Origin of the sequence: Amycolatopsis sp. PS_44_ISF1, from assembly GCF_032335455.1 — a bacterium.
In the GTDB taxonomy this organism is placed as follows: Bacteria; Actinomycetota; Actinomycetes; order Mycobacteriales; family Pseudonocardiaceae; genus Amycolatopsis.
Genome location: NZ_JANUXO010000001.1, coordinates 2,689,419 through 2,708,720 on the forward strand (window position 1 = coordinate 2,689,419; position 19,302 = coordinate 2,708,720).

Here is a 19,302-nt window from a genome sequence, read left to right on the forward strand (position 1 = left end):
GCGGGGCTGTGTCCATTGTGGACTTCAGCCCCCGCCGTTCTCGTAACCGGAGCCTGACCTACTACACTCGGTGGTGACACCGGCGAGCGAAGGAGTGCTACGTGGCTGAGATGTCCGTGGAGCTGGTGGCCGTGGAGCGCCGGCTCTGGTCGGGTACCGCCACCTTCGTGGTGGCCCAGACCACCGAGGGCGAGATCGGCATCATGCCCGGCCACGAGCCGGTGCTGGGCCAGCTCGTCGAAGGTGGGGTGGTGAAGGTGACCACCACCGACGGCGAGGTGCTCACCGCGGCCGTGCACGGCGGGTTCCTCTCGGTGACCGGCAGCGGGGTGAGCGTGCTCGCCGAAAGCGCCGAGCTTTCCGACGAGATCGACGTCGAAGCCGCCAAGGCGGCCCTGACCGGAGACGACGAGACGGAGCGGGCGAGGGCTTCGGCCCAGTTGCGCGCGGCCGGTCAACCGGTCTGATCGAGCGACGGGCAGGAGCCGGGCCGTGAAGATCGCCATCGTGGTGCTGGGTCTCCTGGCCGTGCTCGCGGTGGTGGTCGTCTGGTACGGCCAGCGCTGGATCCGGATGCGCCGCGGCGGTGGCGTCAGCGTCGCCCTGCGGTGGCGCCCGGACGCGGCCCGTTCGAGCTGGCACCTCGGCCTCGGCCGCTACGAGGGGGACGAGTTCGTCTGGTACCGGGTGTGGAGCCTGCGCTCCGGCCCGGACCGGGTCTTCCAGCGGGCGAGCATGCAGATCGCCGACCGCCGGGACCCCTCGGGCACGGAGGCCTACGCGGTGCCCGAGGGTGCGACCGTCCTGCGCTGTGAGTCGCCCACGCAGGAGGCGATCGAGATCGCCATGGGGCCGGGCGCGTTGACCGGGTTCCTGTCCTGGCTCGAATCGGCCCCGCCGGGGCGAAGGCTGCCCCGGGCGTCCTGAAGGCTCGCCCCGGGTGCCGGGCGTCCTCGTTCCGCCCGGGCTCGGAGTTTTACGGGCTCGGAATTTTAGGGAATCAGCCGCCCGGCTGCCACAACACGTCACCCTCGGGGTTGGCCAGCCGGGCCAGGATGAACAGCAGGTCGGAGAGCCGGTTCAGGTACTTCGCCGCGATCGGGTTCGTGGTGGACGGCTCGGCCTCGATCAGGGCCCACGCCGCCCGTTCCGCGCGGCGGGTGACCGTGCGGGCCTGGTGCAGGTGGGCCGCGCCGGGGGTGCCGCCCGGGAGGATGAACGAGGTGAGCTTCGGCAGCCGCTCGTTGAACTCGTCGCACCAGCCTTCCAGCCGCGCCAGGTAGGCCTCGGTGATGCGCAGCGGCTCGTACGGCGGGTCGTCCTGGATCGGCAGGCACAGGTCCGCGCCCACGTCGAACAGGTCGTTCTGCACCCGCCGCAGCACGGTGGCCAGTTCCTCGGTGAGCCCGCCGACCGCGACGGCCAGCCCGATCACCGAGTTGGCCTCGTCGGTCTCCGCGTACGCGCCCAGGCGCGGCGAAGTCTTGGGCACCCGGGAGCCGTCGCCCAGCGCGGTGCTGCCGCTGTCGCCGACCTTCGTGTAGACGCGATTGATGCGAACCACCATGAGGGGGACTCTACCGGCCCCGCGTAAGGCAAAACTGGACCGGAGGGCATGATTGGCGGCCATGAGCGAGCACTTCGACGTGCACGGCGGGGCACGGCTGGTCGGCGAGGTCGACGTGGTCGGAGCCAAGAACAGCGTGCTGAAGCTGATGGCGGCGGCCCTGCTGGCCGAGGGCACGACCACCATCACCAACTGCCCGCAGATCCTGGACGTCCCGCTGATGGGTGATGTCCTGCGCAGCGTGGGCTGCGAGGTGGTGATCGAGGGCGACACGGCGACCATCACCACCCCGGCCGAGTTGTCGCACCGCGCGGACTCGCCGGCCATGGGCAAGCTGCGGGCCTCGGTCTGCGTGCTCGGTCCGCTGGTCGGGCGGCTGAAGCAGGCCGTGGTCGCGCTGCCCGGCGGTGACGCGATCGGCTCGCGGCCGCTGGACATGCACCAGAACGGCCTGCGCAAGCTGGGCGCCACCAGCACCATCGAGCACGGCTGCGTGGTGGCCCGGGCGGAGACGCTGGTCGGCGCGCAGATCTGGCTGGACTTCCCGAGCGTCGGCGCGACCGAGAACATCCTGATGGCCGCGGTGCTGGCCGAGGGCACCACGGTGATCGACAACGCCGCGCGCGAGCCGGAGATCATCAACATCTGCGAGATGCTGGTCGAGATGGGGGCCAAGATCGAGGGGGCCGGCACGTCGACGCTCACGGTGCACGGCGTCGAGCAGCTCCAGCCGACCCGGCACCGGGTGATCGGCGACCGGATCGTGGGGGCGACCTGGGCGTTCGCCGCCGCCATGACCCGGGGCGACCTGACCGTGCGCGGGGTCAACCCGCACCACCTGGACCTGGTGCTGGACAAGCTGCGCCTGGGCGGTGCGGACGTGACCACGTTCGACGAGAAGGGCTTCCGGATCGTCCAGCCCGAGCGCCCGAAGGCGGTCGACTGGGTGACCTTGCCCTACCCCGGCTTCGCCACCGACCTGCAGCCGTTCGCGGTCGCGCTCTCCGCGGTGTCCGAGGGCACCTCGATGATCACGGAGAACGTCTACGAGGCCCGGTTCCGCTTCATCGAGGAGATGATCCGCCTCTCCGGCGACGCCCGCACGGACGGCCACCACGCGGTCGTCCGCGGGGTCGAGCGCCTTTCCAGCGCCCCGGTCTGGGCCTCCGACATCCGCGCCGGCGCGGGCCTGGTCCTGGCCGGCCTCTGCGCGGACGGGGTCACCGAGGTCTGGGACGTCTTCCACATCGACCGCGGTTATCCGCACTTCGTCGAGAACCTGAACCGCCTGGGCGCCCGCATCGACCGCGTGGCCGGCGAGCCGGAACGCGCCTAGCCGGGCCTCGGGCCCAGATCGGACGTAGGCGCTCCGCCGCAGCGCCTGCCTTTCGCTAGTGGACACTCCCGCCTCCTCTCGCGTACCGTTTTCGTCGGGACGGTTCAGTATCGTCCCGACGGAGACGGGAGGAAGTCATGCACCTCGTGGATCGTGCCCTGGAGCGGTTGCTCGCCCACGACATGGCCGGGTTCGCGGACCTGTGGGCCGAGGACGGGGTGCTGGAGTTCCCGTTCGCCTCGCCCGGGTACCCGCGCCGGCTGGAGGGCCGCGCGGCGATCGCCGAATACCTGCGGGGCTACCCGGACCTGCTGGACATCCGTGAGATCATCGCGAAGACCCGGCACGAGACGACCGACCCCGAGGTTTCCGTGGTCGAGTTCGAGGTGGCCGGGGTGGTGGTCGCGAGCGGGAAGCCCTACCAGCTCGGTTACGTCGCGGTCCTGACCGTCCGTGACGGCCAAATCCGCCACTACCGCGACTACTGGAGCCCGCTCGCCGCGGCCGAGGCCCTGGGCGGCGCCGACCGGCTGCTCACCGCGTTCGCCGGGGGCCGGGATGCCTGAGGTGCTGGTGCTCGGCTCGACCGGGACCACCGGCGGGCGGGTGCTCCGGCAGTTGCGCCGGCTCGGGATCCCGGCCCGGGCCGCGACCCGGCGGCCGACGCGCCCCGGGCAGGTCCGGTTCGACTGGGCCGACCGCGCGACCCACGCCGAGGCGCTCGACAGGGTCACCGCCGTCTACCTGGTCGCCCCGATCGGGGTGGCCGAACCGCGGCCGCTGGTCGAGCCGTTCCTCACGGCCGCGCCGGCCGCCCGGGTGGTGCTGCTCAGCTCGTCGGCGGTGGACGACACCACACCCGGTCTCGGCGAACTGCACGGACTGGTGCGGCGGCCGCCGGGCTGGGCGATCCTGCGGCCGTCGTGGTTCATGCAGAACTTCACCGGTGAGCACGTGCTGGCCCAGCAGGCGCGAAGGGGCGAGATCGTGACGGCGACCGGGGAGGCTCGCGTCGGGTTCGTGGACGCCACCGACATCGCCGCGGTCGCCGTCCACGCGCTGACCGACGCCGAACCGCACAGCACCGAACACGTGCTCACCGGACCCGCGGCCTCAGCTACGCCGAAGCCGCGGCGATCGTGGCGGAACGGCTCGGCCATCCCGTCACCCACCGCGCGGTCAGCCCGGCCGAACTCGCGGCGCGGCACACCGAAGCCGGCCTCCCCGCGGAGTTCGCGCAAGTGCTGGCGGCGATGGACGACGACATCCGGGAGGGCTCCGAGGACCGCGTGACCGGCACCGTCGAGCGCGTGACCGGCCGTCCGGCCCGCGACTTCCGCACCTTCGCGAACGAAGAGCTCGGCTAGCGTCCGGGCGCGGACGGCGCGGTGGCCGAATGCGCGGCGGAAGGTGCCCACGGTTGGTGAAGCCCACCCGGAAAGCCCTGCGGCCCAACGGTTCCTCGCTCGGCAGCAGTTCACCGGGCCCGCTCCAGGCGGCCGTGGTGCTCAGCCCTCCAACGCCAGCGCGGCGCCGAAGCCGATCAGCACGGTCCCGGTGACGGCGTCGAGGGTGCGGCGCACCCGGCGCCGGTCCAGCCAGCCGCGGACCCGGTGCACGAACAGGAGCAGCAGCACCTGCCACACCACGCCGACGGCGGCCACGGTGTAGGCCAGCAGCAGCGCGTCGCCGGTGGTGGTGACGCCCGGCACCAGGAACTGGGGCAGCACCGAGAGGTACAGCACCAGCACCTTCGGGTTGGTGAGGTTGGACAGGAAGCCCTCGCGCCAGCGGTGGAACGGCGTCTGCCGCCGACGCCGGGCGTCGAGCCAGACCTGGTGGTCGCCACGCCAGGCGCCGCGCAGGGCCTGGAAGCCGAGGTAACCCAAGTAGGCCACGCCCAGCCACCTCACGGTCTCGAACACCGGCCGCGAGCCGGTGATCACCGCGCCCAGCCCGAGCGCGGCGGCGCTGCCCTGCAGGAAGTTCGCCACGGCGATGCCGGAGCAAGCCCAAGCGCCACCGCGGGCGCCGCCGGACAGCGCGTTCTTCAGCACCACCATGCTGTCCGGTCCCGGCGCGGCGGCGAGCAGCATCATCATGGCGAGGAACCCGCCGTACACACCCCACGTCATGACCGGCACGGTAACCGCGGCCGGGGCTGCAGGGCCAGGGCCGCATCGGGCTGGTGGCCGGTTTTCCAGGACGGCCGTCCTGAACACCGGTTCGCGCGGGGTCCGGAGGCGTTCGAACGGCGCGAACCCCGCAGGAAACCGGCACCCGTACGTGTTCGATCGCACTGCCCGGCGGATGTTACTGGTGGGTACAATCGGCGGACCCGATGCCGGAGGTGGCCCGTGCCGTACCCATCCGACCACGAGCGCGATCGGCCCTGGGTGATGCGCACTTACGCCGGGCACTCCTCGGCCTCCGCGTCCAACGAGCTGTACCGCCGCAACCTCGCGAAGGGGCAGACCGGCCTCTCGGTCGCCTTCGACCTGCCCACGCAGACCGGCTACGACCCCGACCACGTGCTCGCGCGCGGTGAGGTCGGCAAGGTCGGCGTCCCGGTCTCGAACATCGGTGACATGCGGCGCCTGTTCGACGGTATCCCGCTGGCCGAGGCCAACACCTCGATGACCATCAACGCGCCCGCGATGTGGCTGCTCGCGTTGTACGTCTCGGTCGCGCGCGAGCAGGCCGAAGCCGAAGGCCGCGACGTGGACGAGGTGCTCGCGAAGCTCACCGGCACCACGCAGAACGACATCATCAAGGAGTACCTGTCCCGCGGCACCTACATCTTCCCGCCCGGGCCGAGCCTGCGGCTGATCACCGACATGATCGCGTGGACCGTCCGCCACGTGCCCAAGTGGAACCCGATCAACATCTGCAGCTACCACCTCCAGGAAGCCGGCGCGACGCCGACGCAGGAAGTCGCGTACGCGCTGTGCACCGCCATCGCCGTGCTCGACGCCGTACGCGACTCCGGTCAGGTGGAGCCGTCCGACATGGCGGCGGTCGTCGCGCGGATCTCGTTCTTCGTCAACGCCGGTGTGCGGTTCGTCGAAGAGATGTGCAAGATGCGCGCGTTCACCGCGCTGTGGGACGAGCTGACACGGGACCGCTACGGCGTCGAGGATCCGAAGGCGCGGCGGCTGCGCTACGGCGTGCAGGTGAACTCGCTGGGGCTGACCGAGGCGCAGCCGGAGAACAACGTCCAGCGGATCGTGCTGGAGATGCTGGCCGTCGCGCTTTCGCGCGGTTCGCGGGCGCGGGCGATCCAGCTCCCGGCCTGGAACGAGGCGCTGGGCCTGCCGCGGCCGTGGGACCAGCAGTGGGCGCTGCGGATGCAGCAGGTGCTCGCGTTCGAGACCGATCTGCTGGAGTACGAAGACCTCTTCGACGGCTCGCACGTGGTCCAGGCCAAAGTGGACGAGATCATGGCCGGTGCCCGCGAGGAGATCGCGCGGGTGCAGGACCTCGGCGGCGCGGTCGCGGCCGTCGAAAGCGGGTACATGAAGTCGCAGCTGGTCACCTCGCTCGCCGACTACCGGCGCGGGATGGAGAACGGCGAGCGGGTGCTGGTGGGCGTGAACAAGTTCGACACCAGCGAGCCTTCGCCGTTGCAGGCCGAGGGGCTCAAAGCGATCGAGACGATCGACCCGGCCGTCGAGAAGGCTGCGGTGTCGGCCATCGAGAGCTGGCGGGCGCACCGCGAGCAAGACGCCGTCGACGCTTCTTTGGCGGCGCTGAAGGCGAAAGCCGCGACCTCGGGCAATCTGTTCGAGGCCACTGTGGACTGTGCCCGCGCCGGCGTGACCACCGGCGAGTGGTCCGGCGCCCTGCGCGAGGTGTTCGGCGAATACCGCGCGCCGACGGGCGTTTCCGCCGCCCCGGCGGCCGGGACGGGTGATCCGGAGCTGGAGCGCGTGCGCGCCCGGATCCGGGCCACCGAGGCGGAACTGGGCGAGCGGCTGCGGATCCTGGTCGGCAAACCCGGTCTGGACGGGCACTCCAACGGCGCCGAGCAGGTCGCCGTCCGGGCCCGCGACGCCGGGTTCGAGGTGGTCTACCAGGGCATCCGGCTGACCCCGGACCAGATCGTCGCGGCCGCGGTGCAGGAGGGCGTGCACGTGGTCGGGCTGTCGGTGCTGTCCGGCTCGCACCTGGAGGTCGTGCCGCTGGTGGTCGACGGGTTGCGGGCCGCGGGCGCCGCCGACATCCCGGTGATCGTCGGCGGCATCATCCCGCCGGACGACGCCGCGCTGCTCACCGGGCGCGGCATCGCCCGCGTGTTCACGCCGAAGGACTACGAGCTGACCGGGATCATGGCGGGCATCGTCGACCTGGTCCGCGAGCGGCACGGCCTGGCCGGCTAGTCCAGTCCGGTCAGGATGTCCTTCGTTGACCTGACCGTGGCGAACTGGCCGGCCAGGTTCGCCGCGGTCACGCGGTAGAGCTCGTCGGCGGTCACCACGTCGCCGTCCAGGCCCGGCAGGTCGAAGGTGTAGGTGGCATCGAGGGCGAAGGTGACGTCGTAGCCGAGGTTGCCCCCCATGCGGGCGGTGGTCTCGCAGCAGAAGTTGGTCTGGATGCCGGCGAGCACGAAGCCGGTGATGCCGCGGGTCCTGAGCCAGGCGTCGAGGTCGACGTCGCCGATGAAGGCCGAGTTCACCTTCTTGCCGAACACCAGGTCGGGGCGGGCGCCGTCGAGTTCGGGCTTGAAGTCGTGCCCGGGCTGGCCCGGGCGCAGCGGCGAGCCCGGCTCCACCGAGTCGTGGTGCACCAGGACCACGGGCAGCCGGCGCTCCTGCCACGCCTCGAGCAGCGCCTTCAGGTTCGCCTCGGCGCCGGGGTTGTTGCGCGGGCCCCAGAAGCCCGGCTCGTCGAACCCTCGCTGGACATCGATCAGGATGAGTGCGGTCATACGGAGATCCTGGCGCCCGGCCGGTCTCGCGGGCAGTGGCAGAAGGCGCGCGATGCGATACTTTTCCGCCATGCGCACGATCGGGGTGCTGCTCCTGCCGGGCAGCCGGATGTTCGACCTCGCCGTGATCGCCGAGGTGTGGGCCCAGGACCGCACCGGCAGCGGGATCGGCCCGTTCTCCGTGCGGCTGTGCGCGGCGGGGCGCGGACGCACGCCGGTCTCGCCGTTCGGCGAGGTCGCGGCCACGCACGGGCTGGCCGGGCTGGACGGCTGCGACCTCGTGCTCGCGCCCGGCCGCAGCGATCCGGGAGCGGACGTGCCGGCCTCGGCCCGGGCGGCGTTGCGCCGGGCGCACCGGGCGGGCGCGACCGTGGCCGGGCTGTGTTCCGGCGCGTTCACGCTGGCCGCGGCCGGTCTGCTGGACGGCCGCCCGGCGACCACGCACTGGCGTGACCTGGACGCGCTGGCCGCCGCCGTGCCGTCCGCCGAGGTGCAGGGCGACGTGCTGTACACGGAGTCCGGCCGGGTGCTCACCTCGGCGGGCGTGGTCGGCGGCCTCGACCTGTGCCTGTACCTGGTCCGCCGCGACCACGGCGCGGAGGTCGCGGCCCGCCTGGCCCGGCGGCTGGTGATGCCGCCCGCGCGGGCGGGCGGGCAGCGGCAGTACGTCGAGAACCCGGCGCCGGCCCCGGCCTCCCGGCCCGGTCTTTCGTCCACTATGGACTGGGCCCTGGCCCGGCTGGGGGAGGACATCGGCGTGGACGATCTGGTGGCGCACGCCGGGATGAGCCCGCGCACGTTCCACCGCGATTTCGCCGCGGCCACCGGGGTGACGCCCGGGCGCTGGCTGCGCGGGCAGCGCGTCCGCTACGCGCAGCGGCTGCTGGAGACCACGGAGCTGCCGGTGGAGCGGGTCGCGCAGCGGTCCGGGCTCGGCACGGCCGCGAACCTGCGGCGCCGCCTGCGCGCGGAGGTCGGCGTGGCCCCGGACTCCTACCGGCGCACGTTCCGTTCCTGAGGCCGCGGGGTTACGGTCGGGGCATGGGCGAGTACGAGCACATCCTCGTGGACGAGGACGGCGACACGATCACCGTCACCATGAACCGGGCGGCCCGGCGCAATTCGCTGTCCGCCGACCACCTGCGCGAACTGCTCGCGGCCTTCCGCGCGGCGGGCGAGACCGGCGCGACGGGCATCGTGCTCGCCGGCGCCGGTCCGGTGTTCTCCGCGGGCCACGACTTCGGCGACGTCGCCTCCCGCGACCTGATGGGCGTGCGCGCGCTGCTGACGCTGTGCACCGACCTGATGCAGACGATGCAGTCGGTCCCGCAGGTGGTGATCGCGCGGGTGCACGGACTGGCGACCGCGGCGGGCTGCCAGCTCGTGGCCTCGTGCGACCTGGCCGTCGCCGCGGCGTCCGCGGGCTTCGCCCTCCCGGGCGGCAAGGGCGGCTGGTTCTGCCACACCCCCGCCGTCCCGGTCGCCCGCTCGATCGGCCGCAAGCGCCTGATGGAGCTGGCCCTCACCGGCGACGTCGTGGACGCGGCCACCGCCCTCGACTGGGGCCTGGTCAACCGCGTCGCGCCGGACGAGGCCCTGGACGACGCGGTGGCGGAACTGCTCGCCCGCGCCACCCGGGGCAGCCGCGCCGGCAAGGCCATGGGCAAGGCGACCCTGTACGCCCAGCTCGACCGCCCGGAAGCCGACGCCTACGCCTTGGCGGTCGAGGTGATGGCTTCGGCGTCGCAGCTGCCCGGCGCGCGGGAGGGAATGGCGGCCTTCCTGGAGAAGCGCGCCGCGCGGTGGCCGGACTGAACGGGGCGGAACCCGTCCGGGGCCCGGCTGGTCGTGGCGCTCACCCCGCCCTCGATCCGCTCGGGCACTCCCGGGTCAGCGCCGCTCGTGCAACAGCAGAAGCGCGTAAGCCGCGATGCTCTGCGCGTCCATGATCCCGCCGGTGGCGATCATCTTCTCCACCTCGTCCCGGGCGAACCACGCCGTGGTCATGTCCTGCTCCTCCGGCTCCCGCTCCGGCTCGCCCTCGGTCAGGTCGGTGGCGAGGTAGACGTGGCCGCGCTGGCTGGTCAGCCCGGGGGCGACCTCCAGGAGGCCGATCTCGGTGATCGTGCCCGCGCGCAGCCCGGTCTCCTCGCGCAGTTCGCGCCGGGCCAGCTCGGCCGGGGGCACCTCGGCGAGATCGGGGGCGGTGCCCTGCGGGAACTCCCAGCGCCGCGCCCCCACCGGGTAGCGGAACTGCCCGACCAGGTGCACCCGGTCGCCGTCCAGGGGGATGATCAGCGCGTAAGTCGGTTTGTCGATCACGCCGTAGATGCCCGCGCTGCCGTCGGGGCGGCGGATGGCGTCCTCCCGCACCGTCATCCAGTTGTTCCGGTACACCTCGCGGGTCGCGACACGCTGAATGGGGTCCACTCGCCCAGTATCGCCGAGGCTGCCCTACCCTCGGCGGGTGCGTCTCGTGATCGCTCGCTGCCAGGTCGACTACGCCGGCCGTCTGACCGCCCACCTGCCGATGGCCACCCGGCTGCTGCTCGTCAAGTCCGACGGCTCCGTGTCCGTCCACTCGGACGACCGCGCCTACAAGCCGCTGAACTGGATGAGCCCGCCCTGCTGGCTGATCGCCGACGGCAAGCTGTGGATCGTCGAGAACAAGCAGGGCGAGAAGCTGGTGATCTCGATCGAGGAGATCTACCACGACTACGCCCAGGAGTTGGGCGCCGAACCGGGGTTGCAGAAGGACGGCGTGGAGGCCCACCTCCAGGAACTGCTGGCCGAGCACATCAAGACCCTCGGCGACGGCTACACCCTGGTGCGCCGCGAGTTCCCCACCGCCATCGGCCCGGTCGACATCATGGCCCGCGACTCCGACGGCGGCAGCGTCGCCGTCGAGATCAAGCGCCGCGGCGAAATCGACGGCGTGGAACAGCTGACCCGCTACCTCGAACTGCTCAACCGCGACCCGCGGCTGGCCCCGGTGCAGGGCGTGTTCGCCGCGCAGATCATCAAGCCCCAGGCCCGCACCCTGGCCGAGGACCGCGGCATCCGCTGCCTGACCCTCGACTACGACGCGCTGCGCGGCATCGAGTCCGACGAGTTCCGGCTGTTCTGAGCCGGGCCGGCGGATTCCGGCCCCCGGCCCGCGCCGCCGGTGATCCGCCTGAGCCCCCGTGCGCCCCCGCTCCGGAGCCTCTTTTGCCCCTCTTGCCCCGTGCTGGGCGGGCCTTCCGGGCTAAAACCGCCACGTCGTGGTGCCGAGCCTGAATCCATGCAGTACTGTCCCGCCTGGCAGGAACGTGGTGGTTCCTGTGGGAAATTGTTTGATTCGGAGGTGGGTCGGGTGCACGTCCTTGCCGACGCGAACCTGCGACTCGACGCTAGTGCAATCGACTACATCGAGTTGGCGTTCTATTTCGTGCTGGTGCTCGGCATCGGCTATCTGGCCAGAAGGCAGGTGTCGAGCAGTCTCGACTTCTTCCTCTCCGGACGATCGCTACCGGCCTGGGTGACCGGGCTGGCGTTCATCTCGGCGAACCTCGGCGCGGTCGAGGTGATGGGCATGTCGGCCAACGGCGCCCAGTACGGACTGCCGACCGTGCACTACTTCTGGATCGGCGCCATCCCGGCGATGCTGTTCCTCGGTCTGGTCATGATGCCGTTCTACTACGGCTCCAAGGTGCGCAGCGTCCCGGAGTTCATGCGCCGCCGGTTCGGCAACGTCGCGCACCTGGTCAACGGCATCAGCTTCGCCGCCGCGCAGATCCTGATCGCCGGGGCGAACCTGTTCCTGCTGGCCAGCGTGGTGAAGCTGCTGCTGGGCTGGGACCTGTGGATCTCGATCGTCGTCGCGGCGGTGATCGTGCTCTCCTACACCGCGCTCGGCGGGCTGTCCGCGGCGATCTACAACGAGGTGCTCCAGTTCTTCGTGATCGTCGTGGCGCTGCTGCCGCTGACCATCGTCGGCCTGGTGAAGGTCGGCGGCTGGCAGGGCCTGGTCGACAAGGTCACCGGCAGCCCGGGCGGCACGGCACAGCTGCACTCCTGGCCCGGTGACAACCTGACCGGCTTCGGCAACAACTTCCTTTCGGTGCTGGGCATCATCTTCGGCCTCGGCTTCGTGCTGTCCTTCGGCTACTGGACCACGAACTTCGTCGAGGTCCAGCGGGCCATGGCTTCGAAGAGCATGTCGGCCGCGCGGCGCACGCCGATCATCGGCGCGTTCCCGAAGATGCTCGTCCCGTTCATCGTGATCATCCCCGGCATGATCGCCGCGGTCACCGTGCCGGAGTACCTGCACGACAAGGGGATCCTGCTCCAGGGCGGCGACGCGCCGAGCGGCGTCACGTTCAACAACGCCCTGCTGCTGCTGATGCGCGACCTGCTGCCCAACGGCATGCTCGGCATCGCCATCGCCGGTCTGCTCGCCTCGTTCATGGCCGGCATGGCGGCCAACCTGAGCGCGTTCAACTCGGTCTTCACCTACGACATCTGGCAGTCGTACGTGAAGAAGGACAAGCCGGACGGCTACTACCTGCGGCTCGGGCGCATCGTCACCGCGGCCGGCACGATCCTGGCCATCGGCACCGCGTTCATCGCGTCGAACTCGGGCAACATCCTGAGCTACCTGCAGGACCTGTTCTCCTTCTTCAACGCGCCGCTGTTCGCCACCTTCATCCTCGGCATGTTCTGGAAGCGGATGACGGCCAGCGCGGGCTGGATCGGGCTGGTGGCGGGCACGGTGTCCGCGATCCTGATCTGGGGCCTGTCGAAGGCCGGGATCATCGGCCTGACCGGGCAGGGCATCAGCTTCGTGGCCGCCGGTACCGCCTTCGTGGTGGACATCGTGATCAGCGTCGGCGTCTCGCTGGTCACCCGGCCCAAGCCGGACAGCGAGCTGGTCGGCCTGGTCTACTCGCTGACCCCGCGCAAGTCACTGAAGCACGACGACACCGGCGAGAACTCGGGCTGGTACCGCAAGCCCGCCCTGCTGGCCGGCATCGTGTTCGTCCTGACCGTCGCCCTCAACGTCATCTTCTAGGAGGTCGGAATGACTGACCAGTCCTCGCGGCCGCGCAAGGCGGGCGCCTTCGACATCCGGTTGATCATCGCGTTGCTGACCGGCGTGTACGGCGTGGTGCTGACGGTGATGGGCGCGGCCTTCACCTCCCAGGCGGACCTGGACAAGGCCGCCGGGGTGAACATCAACCTGTGGGCCGGTATCGGCCTGCTCGTGGTCACGGCGATCTTCGTGGCCTGGGCGCTGGTGCGCCCGGTCGTGGTCCCGCCGGAGGCGCAGCCGGCCGAGAACATCGCCGAGCCACCGGCGCCGGTCGAATAACCGGGTTGTCCGGACAGGCCGCGCCGGTGGCGGCTACCGTGCTCCGCGTGGTGCACGAGCGCCGGCGCGGCCGGTTCCCGAAGCTGTCCGCGCTGGTCGCGGCGGGAGTCCTGACGGTGTCCGCCTGCGGCGGCCCGGACCTGGGCAAGGAGAACTTCGCCCGCACGACGGTCCCCGCGGCGAGCGGGGACTCTTCGGCTTCTTCGGGGCCGATCACCGACCCGGCGGTCGCGGCCGCCGCGCTGCGCCCGGTGCTGCCCTGCCAGTTCGTGGACCGGGCATCGCTGGCGGCGCTCGGCACGCCCGACGGTGACCCGGTGCCGTCCACCGTCCGGTTCGACGACTGCCGGGCCAAGGTGAAGGACCCGGGTGGCAAGGAGATCTCGGTCGACGTCCAGCTCGGCGGCCTGGTCAGCTTCGCCTCCTCGAAGGGCAACGGCCAGGTCGGCGGTCTGCCGCAGGTCGAGAACACCGGCAGCGACGACTCCTGCACCCTCAGCGCGCTCACCTCGCGTGATCCCGATCTCGGCCTCTCCCTGGCCATCGACTACCAGGGCGGCGACCCGTGCCGGGCCGGTCGCACGCTGCTCGCGGCGGCCGTGCAGAAGCTGCACTCCGCCCCGCAGAAGTACGCCGAAGCCCAGGGCTCCCTGATCGACGCCGACCCGTGCGCGGTGCTGTCCGAGGACGCGGTGGGCACCGTGGTCAAGGGGGCCAAGGCCCACGCGGTTTCGCTGCACAGCTGCACCTGGGGCACCGGGGCGAGCGTGACCGTGTTGTTCTACCCCGCCGGCCCGCCGCTGGAGGGCGACGGCTGGCTCAAGGCCGACGTGGGCACCCCGAACCAGGCGTTCCGGAAGCTGGACCCGTCGGGCCGCTCCGACTGCCAGGTGCAGTGGCAGCACCGGCCCTGGCTGGACGACCGCGTCGAGGTGGCCCAGCTTCGGTACACGAACTACGACGCCCGGCCGGACCAGGACGACCCGTGCGGCAAGGCGGTCGGGCTGGCCCGGCAGCTCGCGCCGAAGCTGCCGCGGCCCTGAGCCTTGGCGGTGGACGGTCGCGGGCGGCTAGGTTGGGGGCGCACTCACCGCCGACGTGCCGGAGGCCCGCCTTGAAGAAGATCATCAACGATCCGGCCGATGTGGTCGCCGAATCGCTGCGCGGCCTGGCGGTCGCCCACGCGGACATCCTGCGGGTGCGCGGCAACCCGGCCCTGGTGGTCCGGGCCGCCGCGCCGGCGCCGCGCAAGGTCGCGGTGATCTCCGGCGGCGGGTCCGGGCACGAGCCGCTGCACGGCGGGTTCGTCGGCCGCGGCATGCTCGACGCCGCCGTGCCGGGCCCGGTCTTCACCTCGCCGACGCCGGACGCGGTGCAGGCCGCCCTCGCCGCGACCACCGGGCCCGCCGGGGCGTTGCTGATCGTCAAGAACTACACCGGTGACGTGCTGAACTTCGAGACCGCCGCCGAACTGGCCGCGGCCGAGGACCTCGACGTGCGCAGCGTGGTGATCGACGACGACGTCGCGGTCAAGGATTCGACCTTCACCGCCGGGCGACGCGGGGTCGGCGGCACGGTGCTGCTGGAGAAGATCGCCGGCGCGGCGGCCGAGCGCGGTGACTCGCTGGACGCGGTGGAAGCGGTGGCCCGCAAGGTGATCGGGCAGGTGCGCTCGATCGGCGTGGCGCTGACCGCGCCGACCGTGCCGCACGGGGGCGAGCCCAGTTTCGAGCTCGGCCCGGACGAGGTCGAGTTCGGCATCGGCATCCACGGCGAGCCCGGCCGCGAGCGCATCCCGCTGGAGCCGGCCGACGCGCTGGTGGCCCGGCTGGTCGAGGCCGTCGTCTCGGACCTGCCGTACCAGCCGGGGGACCGGGTGCTGCTGTTCACCAACTCGATGGGCGCCACCCCGCTGGTGGAGCTGTACCTCGCGCACGGGATCGCCGAGCGGCTGCTGGCCGAGCGTGGGATCGTGGTGGAACGCAGGCTCGTCGGCCCGTACATCACCAGTCTCGAGATGCAGGGGATGAGCCTGACCCTGCTGAAACTGGACGACGAGCTGACCGAGCTGTGGGACGCGCCCGTGTGGACGCCCGCGCTGCGGTGGGGGATCTGATGGGCTGTTCTGCGGAAGGAGCCGCCGTGGCGCTGCGGGCCGCGGCCGAGGTCGTCGCCGAGCACCGCACCGAGCTGATCGAGCTCGACCGGGCGATCGGGGACGGCGATCACGGCGAGAACCTCAGCCGGGGCTTCACCGCGATCGTTTCGGCCTTGGAGACCGAGGTGCCCCCCACCCCGGGAGCCGTGGCGAAGCTGGCCGCCACCACGTTGATCTCGAAGGTCGGCGGGGCGGCGGGGCCCTTGTACGGCACGGTTTTCCTCCGTGCGTCGATGAAGCTGGGCGACGCCGCGGAGATCGACGTGCCGCTGCTGCTCGAAGCGCTGCGGGCCGCGCTGGAGGGGGTTCAGGCGCGCGGTAAGGCGGTCGTCGGCGACGCGACGATGGTGGACGCGCTGGTCCCCGCCGTCGCGGCCGCCGAAGCCGCCGCGGATGCTCCGGACGCGACCGTCGCCGGCGTGCTCGCGGCCGCCGCCGGCGCGGCCGACCGGGGAGCTGAGTCCACAGTGGACCTGGTTCCGCGCAAGGGCCGGGCGTCCTACCTGGGCGAGCGCGCCGTCGGGCACCTGGATCCGGGCGCCCGGTCCACGGCGCTGCTGCTGCGCGCGTTCGCGGGGGCGGCCCGGTGACCGTCGGAATCGTGCTCGTGTCGCACAGCGCGAAGCTGGCCGAGGGGCTGGCCGAGCTGGCGGGGCAGATGGCGCCGGACGTCCGCATCCGCCCGGCCGGCGGGCTCGCCGGCGACGGCGGGATCGGCACCGACTACGACGAGGTGGTCGCGGCCGTCCAGCGGGCCGACTCCGGCGACGGGGTGGTGCTGCTCTACGACCTGGGCAGCGCGCAGATGACCGCCGAGCTGGCGGTGGAATCGCTGGCCGACCCGGCCTCGGCCGTGGTGGTCGACGCGCCGCTGGTGGAGGGCGCGGTGGCGGCGGCGGTGGCCGCGCAGGGCGGCGCGGACCGCCGAGCCGTGGGCGAGGCCGCGGCGAGCGCCGGTCTGGCGCCCGACCTGCTGGCGGTCGACTCCGCGGCCGACGGTGTGGAGGAGAAGGCGTTGACGCTGGTCAACGACGTCGGGCTGCACGCCCGCCCGGCCGCGGTGCTGGTGCGCAGCCTGGCCGGGCTGGAGGCCGAGGTCTCCGTGCGGCTGGGTGAGCGGGAGGCGGACGGGCACAGCGTGCTCGCGTTGATGTCGCTGGGCGCGCGCCAGGGCGACCGGATCGTGGTCCGGGCGTACGGACCGCAGGCGGGCGAGGCCCTGGCGAAGGTGACCGCGCTGGTGGAGACGAACTTCGGCGAGTGATCCGGGTCGGTCTGACTCGATCCGGAAGTGCTTTTGCCGGGCACCCGTGTCACAGTGAGCCATACTACCCGCGAGTAACCTCCGGAGGGCTCGATGGCACGGGACATCTCGAAGGTCGGCGTCGTCGGCCTGGGCACGATGGGTGCCGGCATCGCGGAGGTGCTGGCGCGCAGCGGGATCGACGTCATCGCCGTGGAACTGGACGACGCCGGGGTCGCGCGAGGCGAGGAGCGCCTGCGCCACTCCACCGGGCGGGCGCTGGCCGGCGGCAAGCTCGACCGAGCCGGCCGCGACGCGCTGCTGGCGCGCATCCGCTGCTCGACCTCGCTGGCCGCACTGTCCGAAGTGGACTTGGTGATCGAGGCGATCCCGGAGGCCCTGGCGGCCAAGGCCGAGGTCTTCTCCCGGCTCGATGAGGTGACGCGGCCGGACACGGTCTTCGCGTCGAACACCTCCTCGCTGTCGATCACCGAGATCGGCGTGCGCACGGCGCGGCCGGGCAAGGTCGTGGGGCTGCACTTCTTCAACCCGGCCCCGGTGCTCGAACTGGTCGAGGTGGTGCGCACGGTGGTCACGGAGCCGGCGGTGGTGACCGACGTGGTCGCGTTCGCCGAACGGCTCGGCAAGGTGCCGGTGGTGATGGGCGACCGCGCCGGGTTCATCGCGAACGCGCTGCTGTTCGGCTACCTCAACCACGCGGTGCGGATGTACGAGCAGCGGTACGCCACCCGCGAGGACCTGGACGCGGCGATGCGGTTCGGTTGTGGCTACCCGATGGGTCCGCTCGCGCTGCTGGACCTGATCGGGCTGGACACGGCGTACGAAATCCTCGACACGATGTACCACCAGTCGCGCAACCGGCTGCACGCGCCGGCGCCGTTGCTGAAGCAGCTGATCACCGCCGGGCGGCTGGGCCGCAAGACCGGCCGGGGCTTCTACCCCTACGAAGCGCCGGGCTCGCCGGCCGTGGTCGCGGACGGGCTCATCCCGGCGTCCACAGTGGAATCACCGCCGCCGCGAGCGGTGCGCGAGGTGGGGGTGGTCGGCACCGGGACGATGGCCACGGGCATCGCCGAAGTGTTCGCCAAGCACGGGTTCGGCGTGGTGCTGCGGGCCCGGAGCCGGGCCAAGGCCGTGGCGGCCGTGGCGAAGGTCGAAAAGTCGCTGGGCAGGTCCGTGGCGCGGGGTCGTCTGTCCGAAGAGGACGCGGCCGCCGCGCTGGCCCGGATCGTGCCCGTCACCGATTTCGAGGCGCTGGCCGAAGTGGACCTGGTGGTGGAAGCGGTGGCCGAGGAACCGGCCGTGAAGCAGGCGGTCTTCGCCGCCTTGGACGAGGTGGTGCGGCCGGGCGCGATCCTGGCCACGACCACCTCCTCGCTGCCGGTGATCGGGTGCGCGGCCGCGACCGCACGCCCCGGTGACGTGCTGGGCCTGCACTTCTTCAATCCCGCACCGGCGATGAAACTGGTCGAAGTGGTCTCGACGATCGCGACCGCGCCGGACGTCGTCGCGACCGCCACCGCCGTCTGCGCCGCGGTGGGCAAACACCCGGTGCGCTGCGGGGACCGGGCGGGTTTCATCGTCAACGCGCTGCTGTTCCCCTACCTCAACGACGCGGTGAAGATGCTGGAGGCGCACTACGCGTCGGCCGAGGACATCGACACCGCGATGAAGGTCGGCTGCGGACTGCCGATGGGGCCGTTCGAACTGCTCGACGTGGTCGGCCTGGACGTCTCGCTGGCGATCGAGCGGACGTTGTTCGACGAGTTCCGCGAGGAGGGCTTCGCGCCAGCGCCACTGCTGGAACACCTGGTGACGGCGGGACGGCTGGGCCGCAAGACGGGCCAGGGATTCAAGGACTACTGAGGGGTGACCGTGGTTCCCCGCGCGGTGCCCTCGACGAGTCCGGCGTAGACCGCCGCGACTCGGGCGACGGGGGTGCCGCCGCTGCCGTCCTTGCCCATGGCTTCGAGTGTTTCGCTGACCCAGCCGGGGCTGACGGCGTTGATCCGTAGCCCGCGAGTCAGGTCGGCGGCGGCCGAGCGGACGAATCCGGCGAGGCCCGCGTTGACCAGCGCGCCGAGGCTGCTATGGGGGAACGGCTCGGTGAACGTGCCCCCGGTGAGGGTGATCGAGCCGCCGTCGTTGAGCTTGTCGGCGGCCCGCCGCGCGAGCGCGACTTGGCCCAGCAGCTTGCCGTGGAGGTCTTCGAGGACCTGGCTCTCGGTGAGTTCGGCCAGCGGCCGGAGGGGGACGTTCGCGGCGCAGCAGACCACGGCGTCGGCGGGGTTCTCGAACAGCGCGTCGAGTGATGCCGGGTCGGTGAGGTCGGCTTTGGTTTCGCCGCCTCGGGATACCGGCACCAGTTCGTGCCGCGGGGTGAGGGCGGCCGCCACGGCCTGGCCGATCAGCCCGGACGCGCCTAGCAGGATGATCTTCACCGGTCTGACGCTACCTGTTTTGCCGGTTTCCCGGCGATTGGTTTTTATCATCCATCATTTTTTGTTGTTGTATAAGAAAAAATCTGCGCCGTGGGGTGGTTGTGCGCCAGAATTGTCGGTGGTGCTGCTTAGGCTGCCGGCATGGATCTGCGCGACCGAACCAAGAGGACGAACACCCGGCGGCTATTGCCGGGCCGGCCGATGCTGTGCGGTGGCCGGCGTGACTGAGACCGGCCTGATTGCGGCCGAGTCGGCC

20 protein-coding genes and 1 pseudogene are annotated in these 19,302 nt (G+C 71.7%); 16 read left to right on the forward strand and 5 right to left on the reverse strand.

The features are described 5' to 3' along the window. The first annotated feature begins 101 nt into the window (after positions 1 to 101). Positions 102 to 467, forward strand: a complete 366-nt coding sequence (locus NYF13_RS12285) for a F0F1 ATP synthase subunit epsilon (RefSeq protein WP_315656400.1) — start codon at positions 102 to 104, stop codon at positions 465 to 467. Between the two features lie 25 nt (positions 468 to 492). Next, on the forward strand, positions 493 to 927 hold the full coding sequence (locus NYF13_RS12290) for a DUF2550 domain-containing protein (protein WP_315656401.1): 435 nt from the start codon (positions 493 to 495) through the stop codon (positions 925 to 927). A 73-nt stretch (positions 928 to 1,000) separates the two neighbouring features. Here NYF13_RS12290 and NYF13_RS12295 read toward each other — a convergent pair whose 3' ends face one another. Further along, complete coding sequence (locus NYF13_RS12295; protein WP_315656402.1) at positions 1,001 to 1,567, reverse strand: cob(I)yrinic acid a,c-diamide adenosyltransferase; 567 nt, start codon at positions 1,565 to 1,567, stop codon at positions 1,001 to 1,003. Between the two features lie 61 nt (positions 1,568 to 1,628). Here NYF13_RS12295 and murA point away from each other — a divergent pair, with 61 nt between their 5' ends. The 3 genes and pseudogenes from murA to NYF13_RS12310 all read left to right on the forward strand — a co-directional run bounded on the left by murA (position 1,629) and on the right by NYF13_RS12310 (position 4,196). Beyond that, positions 1,629 to 2,903 carry a UDP-N-acetylglucosamine 1-carboxyvinyltransferase gene (gene murA, locus NYF13_RS12300; RefSeq protein WP_315656403.1) on the forward strand — a complete coding sequence of 425 codons (1,275 nt, stop codon included), beginning with the start codon at positions 1,629 to 1,631 and terminating at the stop codon, positions 2,901 to 2,903. A gap of 128 nt (positions 2,904 to 3,031) precedes the next feature. Next, positions 3,032 to 3,469, forward strand: a pseudogene (locus NYF13_RS12305) (nuclear transport factor 2 family protein); the annotation flags it as partial. Continuing rightward, positions 3,462 to 4,196 carry an ergot alkaloid biosynthesis protein gene (locus NYF13_RS12310; RefSeq protein WP_315656404.1) on the forward strand — a complete coding sequence of 245 codons (735 nt, stop codon included), beginning with the start codon at positions 3,462 to 3,464 and terminating at the stop codon, positions 4,194 to 4,196. The pseudogene NYF13_RS12305 and the gene NYF13_RS12310, both read left to right, overlap by 8 nt. A 215-nt stretch (positions 4,197 to 4,411) precedes the next feature. Here the strand turns inward: NYF13_RS12310 and NYF13_RS12315 are convergent, their stop codons facing one another. After that, entirely contained in the window at positions 4,412 to 5,038 is a 627-nt protein-coding gene (locus tag NYF13_RS12315; protein WP_315656405.1) for a LysE family translocator, read from the reverse strand. A 222-nt stretch (positions 5,039 to 5,260) separates the two neighbouring features. On the opposite strand from NYF13_RS12315, the gene NYF13_RS12320 reads away from it, so the two are divergent. Further along, the gene (locus tag NYF13_RS12320; RefSeq protein ID WP_315656406.1) at positions 5,261 to 7,282 is read left to right on the forward strand and encodes a protein meaA; all 2,022 of its coding nucleotides are present in this window, start codon (positions 5,261 to 5,263) and stop codon (positions 7,280 to 7,282) included. On the opposite strand, the gene NYF13_RS12325 is transcribed toward NYF13_RS12320, so the two are convergent. Next, the gene (locus NYF13_RS12325; RefSeq protein WP_315656407.1) at positions 7,279 to 7,830 is read right to left on the reverse strand and encodes a cysteine hydrolase family protein; all 552 of its coding nucleotides are present in this window, start codon (positions 7,828 to 7,830) and stop codon (positions 7,279 to 7,281) included. The genes NYF13_RS12320 and NYF13_RS12325 overlap by 4 nt on opposite strands. 70 nt (positions 7,831 to 7,900) lie before the next feature. Between NYF13_RS12325 and NYF13_RS12330 the strand changes: the two genes are divergently transcribed. Together NYF13_RS12330 and NYF13_RS12335 are read left to right on the forward strand one after the other, a co-directional pair. Next, complete coding sequence (locus NYF13_RS12330; RefSeq protein ID WP_315657324.1) at positions 7,901 to 8,848, forward strand: helix-turn-helix domain-containing protein; 948 nt, start codon at positions 7,901 to 7,903, stop codon at positions 8,846 to 8,848. A 23-nt stretch (positions 8,849 to 8,871) separates the two neighbouring features. Next, a complete protein-coding gene (locus NYF13_RS12335; RefSeq protein WP_315656409.1) occupies positions 8,872 to 9,645 on the forward strand; it encodes an enoyl-CoA hydratase-related protein in 774 nt (257 codons plus the stop codon). Positions 9,646 to 9,720: 75 nt separating this feature from the next. On the opposite strand, the gene NYF13_RS12340 is transcribed toward NYF13_RS12335, so the two are convergent. Next, the gene (locus NYF13_RS12340) at positions 9,721 to 10,260 is read right to left on the reverse strand and encodes an NUDIX hydrolase (RefSeq protein WP_315656411.1); all 540 of its coding nucleotides are present in this window, start codon (positions 10,258 to 10,260) and stop codon (positions 9,721 to 9,723) included. Between the two features lie 37 nt (positions 10,261 to 10,297). On the opposite strand from NYF13_RS12340, the gene nucS reads away from it, so the two are divergent. From nucS to NYF13_RS12380, 8 genes are all read left to right on the forward strand, one after another. Beyond that, a complete protein-coding gene (nucS, locus tag NYF13_RS12345) occupies positions 10,298 to 10,957 on the forward strand; it encodes an endonuclease NucS (RefSeq protein WP_315656412.1) in 660 nt (219 codons plus the stop codon). Between the two features lie 228 nt (positions 10,958 to 11,185). Then, positions 11,186 to 12,883: a sodium:solute symporter family protein gene (locus NYF13_RS12350; protein WP_315656413.1), complete on the forward strand. Its 1,698-nt coding sequence runs from the start codon at positions 11,186 to 11,188 to the stop codon at positions 12,881 to 12,883. 9 nt (positions 12,884 to 12,892) lie between these two features. After that, complete coding sequence (locus NYF13_RS12355) at positions 12,893 to 13,183, forward strand: hypothetical protein (RefSeq protein WP_315656414.1); 291 nt, start codon at positions 12,893 to 12,895, stop codon at positions 13,181 to 13,183. Positions 13,184 to 13,230: 47 nt separating this feature from the next. Further along, a complete protein-coding gene (locus NYF13_RS12360) occupies positions 13,231 to 14,226 on the forward strand; it encodes a hypothetical protein (protein ID WP_315656415.1) in 996 nt (331 codons plus the stop codon). Positions 14,227 to 14,297: 71 nt separating this feature from the next. Further along, entirely contained in the window at positions 14,298 to 15,299 is a 1,002-nt protein-coding gene (dhaK, locus tag NYF13_RS12365) for a dihydroxyacetone kinase subunit DhaK (RefSeq protein WP_315656416.1), read from the forward strand. Beyond that, positions 15,299 to 15,931, forward strand: a complete 633-nt coding sequence (gene dhaL / locus NYF13_RS12370) for a dihydroxyacetone kinase subunit DhaL (protein WP_315656418.1) — start codon at positions 15,299 to 15,301, stop codon at positions 15,929 to 15,931. Before dhaK ends, dhaL begins: the two co-directional genes overlap by 1 nt. Continuing rightward, entirely contained in the window at positions 15,928 to 16,605 is a 678-nt protein-coding gene (dhaM, locus tag NYF13_RS12375; RefSeq protein WP_315656419.1) for a dihydroxyacetone kinase phosphoryl donor subunit DhaM, read from the forward strand. The genes dhaL and dhaM overlap by 4 nt, the downstream gene beginning before the upstream one ends. A 93-nt stretch (positions 16,606 to 16,698) precedes the next feature. Continuing rightward, positions 16,699 to 18,471: a 3-hydroxybutyryl-CoA dehydrogenase gene (locus NYF13_RS12380; protein WP_315656420.1), complete on the forward strand. Its 1,773-nt coding sequence runs from the start codon at positions 16,699 to 16,701 to the stop codon at positions 18,469 to 18,471. Here NYF13_RS12380 and NYF13_RS12385 read toward each other — a convergent pair. Further along, entirely contained in the window at positions 18,465 to 19,046 is a 582-nt protein-coding gene (locus NYF13_RS12385) for a short chain dehydrogenase (RefSeq protein WP_315656421.1), read from the reverse strand. The two genes, NYF13_RS12380 and NYF13_RS12385, sit on opposite strands and share 7 nt — an antisense overlap. Positions 19,047 to 19,302 lie beyond the last annotated feature (256 nt).

What these genes read in the sequence shown, in the direction of transcription:
- NYF13_RS12315 (WP_315656405.1), bottom strand. Translation starts at nt 5,038, where the DNA reads ATGACGTGGGGTGTGTACGGCGGGTTCCTCGCCATGATGATGCTGCTC.
- murA (WP_315656403.1), top strand. Translation starts at nt 1,629, where the DNA reads ATGAGCGAGCACTTCGACGTGCACGGCGGGGCACGGCTGGTCGGCGAG.
- NYF13_RS12380 (WP_315656420.1), top strand. Translation starts at nt 16,699, where the DNA reads ATGGCACGGGACATCTCGAAGGTCGGCGTCGTCGGCCTGGGCACGATG.
- NYF13_RS12325 (WP_315656407.1), bottom strand. Translation starts at nt 7,830, where the DNA reads ATGACCGCACTCATCCTGATCGATGTCCAGCGAGGGTTCGACGAGCCG.
- NYF13_RS12295 (WP_315656402.1), bottom strand. Translation starts at nt 1,567, where the DNA reads ATGGTGGTTCGCATCAATCGCGTCTACACGAAGGTCGGCGACAGCGGC.
- NYF13_RS12355 (WP_315656414.1), top strand. Translation starts at nt 12,893, where the DNA reads ATGACTGACCAGTCCTCGCGGCCGCGCAAGGCGGGCGCCTTCGACATC.
- NYF13_RS12310 (WP_315656404.1), top strand. Translation starts at nt 3,462, where the DNA reads ATGCCTGAGGTGCTGGTGCTCGGCTCGACCGGGACCACCGGCGGGCGG.
- dhaL (WP_315656418.1), top strand. Translation starts at nt 15,299, where the DNA reads ATGGGCTGTTCTGCGGAAGGAGCCGCCGTGGCGCTGCGGGCCGCGGCC.
- NYF13_RS12335 (WP_315656409.1), top strand. Translation starts at nt 8,872, where the DNA reads ATGGGCGAGTACGAGCACATCCTCGTGGACGAGGACGGCGACACGATC.
- NYF13_RS12330 (WP_315657324.1), top strand. Translation starts at nt 7,901, where the DNA reads ATGCGCACGATCGGGGTGCTGCTCCTGCCGGGCAGCCGGATGTTCGAC.